The organism is Paractinoplanes aksuensis, from assembly GCF_024137025.1.
GTDB lineage: Bacteria > Actinomycetota > Actinomycetes > Mycobacteriales > Micromonosporaceae > Actinoplanes > Actinoplanes aksuensis.
This window is the reverse complement of the sequence record NZ_JAMYJR010000085.1, coordinates 1-2,393: the sequence shown is the minus strand read 5'-3', so window position 1 is coordinate 2,393 and position 2,393 is coordinate 1. Positions and strand designations below refer to the sequence as shown.

Here is a 2,393-nt window from a genome sequence, read left to right as displayed (position 1 = left end):
CGGGGGTTCCGCCGCAGCCCGCCGCCCCAGCGCGCGGTGCGGCCCAGCCCGGCGCTGCCCCGCAGCGTGGTGCGGCCCAGCCCGGCGCTGCTCCCCAACGTGGCGCGGCCCAGCCCGGCGTTGCTCCGCAGCGGGGTGCGGCGCAGGTCGGTCCGGCGGCTTATGGCGCGGCTCAGCCCGGCCCGCCCCCGCCCGGAGGCGCTACGCAGTACGGCGGCCAGCCCGGGGCTTCCCCATACGGCGGCGGCCAGCCCGGAGCCTCCGACAGCGGCGGCCAACCCGGTGGGGCGCAGTACGGCGGCGCCCAGACCGGTGGGCCCGCGCCGGGCATGCCGGGTGGGCGTGCTCCGGCTCCCCAGCAATACGGGACGCCCGGACGGCCGGGGGCTGACCCGCGCGACTTCGACGGCATGACTTCCGGCCCGATCGTGCCCGTCTCCGGCAACGCTCCCGAGGTGCCGTCGGTCCGGCCGGTGTCGCCGGCCTCACGACCCACCTCACCGGGCGGCCCGACCCGCGGCCGCGACCGCTTCCACGCCGACGGCCCGCCGCCGGGTGGCGCCGGTCGACCGGTGTCGGGCGCGCCCGGTGGTGCGAACTTCGGATCGGCCCGGCCCGTCTCCGGTGCGCCGGGTGAGTACGGGGGTGCCAGCCGCCCGGTCTCCGGCGGCCGTGGGGCCGCGCCCGGCGACTACGGCTCGGCGCGCCCGGTGTCCGGCGCCCCCGGTGCGGCTTTCCCGGGTGGCGGTCCCGGCTACCCCGGCGCCGGCAGCGGAAGCGGAGCGATCCCCGGCCGCCACGGCCGCGGCGACGACAACACCCCGGGCGAGCGGACCGGACGGCACGGCAGCCCCGACGCCGGCGACCCGACCGCCTTCGGAGGCGCACCGGACTTCCCGGACCAGGACGGCCCGCAGGGCGCCGGCCGGTCCGGTCGCGGCAACGTGCCCGCCCAGGGCGGCCGCATGCCCCAGGCCCGCGGCGGCCCGGACGCCCCCGACCAAGGTGCCGGCGGTGGCCGTCACGGCGGCGGACGTCATGGCGGCGCGGGAGACGCCGGCCCCGGTCAAGGCGGCCCCGGCGGACGCGGCGCGGGAAGACGTGGTCCAGGTGGCCCTGGGCCGGACGGCTCCGGCCCGGGTCATGCGGGCGGTCAGGGTGACACTGGTGGGCACGGCCCGAACCAGGGCGGCCCGAGTGGGCGTGGCCAGGTCGGCGGCTCGACCGGGCGGGTTCCGAGCGGGCCCGGGACTTCCGGGCACACCGGGGGCTTCCCGGTAACCGCACCGGGCGGAACTGGGCCAGTACGAGGCGCGGCTGTAGTGCCGCCGGTCGTGCCGGGCCGCGAAGGTGTCCGAGCCCCGGCCGTTCCGGGTCGGGCCGGAGCGATGGCCGGCCACACGTCAGGCGTCGTCGCTCGACCCGGCGAAGGCTCCGGCCGTGTCGGCCCGCGAGGCAATCAACAAGGCGGCAACCCGCCGGGCGGCGCTCAGCCACCCGGCCGGGGCGGACAGCCGGGACCAGGCCAGCAAGGCCGGGCCGGCACAGGTGCTGTGCCCGTCCGCCCGGTGTCGCCGCCGGCCGGTCCGGTTTCACCCGGGCCGTCGCCGTACGGTCCGAACCCGTCCGGTGGGTCGGCCCCGGCCTACGGACAGAATCCCGCCGGCCCGCCGCTGCCCGGGCCGAACTCGCCCGGTCAGCCGTTGTCCGGGCCGGGGCAGCCCTACGGCCGGCCGCCGGGCGCGGCTGGTCCGGTTCCAGGGGAGTACGGCCAGCTTTCGCGCGCCGGGAGTGTTCCCGGAATGCCGCGGGGCGAGACCGACCAGGACAACGTCGAACGCTCGCGGCACGGCGAGCCCGACCAGGTTCCCGGCGAATACGGTCAGCTCTCTCGAGCTCAGTCGGTTCCGGGGCAGCCGCCTCGGGGCGCTCTGCCTCCGGGCGGGCGTGGTCACGGGGGTGAGCCCGGCGGCGACGGCCCGGGTGGGCGCGGCGCGGCCGGACGCGGGTCCGCGAGCGTCGGCGGCCCACCGACCGGTCCGGGGCCGGGCGGTTCCGGTGGACCGGGCAACGGTCCTTCAGGCTCACACGCACTGGGCGCTCGGGGAGCCTCCGGCGCTGCGGTAGTCGGCGGGATCGCCGGTGCAGCGGCGGCCGGTGCGGCCTCAGCCGGCGGAGCAGCAACAGTCGGCGGCCCCGTGAGCGGTGCAGCCTCAGTAGGTGGCCGCGCGGGTGGAGCAGCGTCGGTCGGCGGAGCAGCCTCGGTCGGCCCCGCCAGCGGCGCGGCTTCGGTCGGCGGCGCGGCGGCGAGCGGAGCAGCCTCGGTGGCCGGTGCCGCCGGTTCGGCGGCCGTTCGTAGCGGCGCGCCCGGCGGTCCGGCCGCCCGCGGCGGC

3 protein-coding genes are annotated in these 2,393 nt (G+C 79.6%); 1 reads left to right on the top strand and 2 read right to left on the bottom strand.

The window, feature by feature from the left end:
* Positions 1 to 362 (bottom strand): hypothetical protein (locus tag M1L60_RS46640; RefSeq protein ID WP_253244066.1); only part of this gene is annotated, 362 nt, incomplete at its 3' end.
* 135 nt (positions 363 to 497) lie between these two features.
* Positions 498 to 1,400 carry a hypothetical protein gene (locus M1L60_RS46635; RefSeq protein WP_253244065.1) on the bottom strand — a complete coding sequence of 301 codons (903 nt, stop codon included), beginning with the start codon at positions 1,398 to 1,400 and terminating at the stop codon, positions 498 to 500.
* A gap of 798 nt (positions 1,401 to 2,198) precedes the next feature.
* On the opposite strand from M1L60_RS46635, the gene M1L60_RS46630 reads away from it, so the two are divergent.
* Positions 2,199 to 2,393 (top strand): hypothetical protein (locus tag M1L60_RS46630; protein WP_253244064.1); only part of this gene is annotated, 195 nt, incomplete at its 3' end.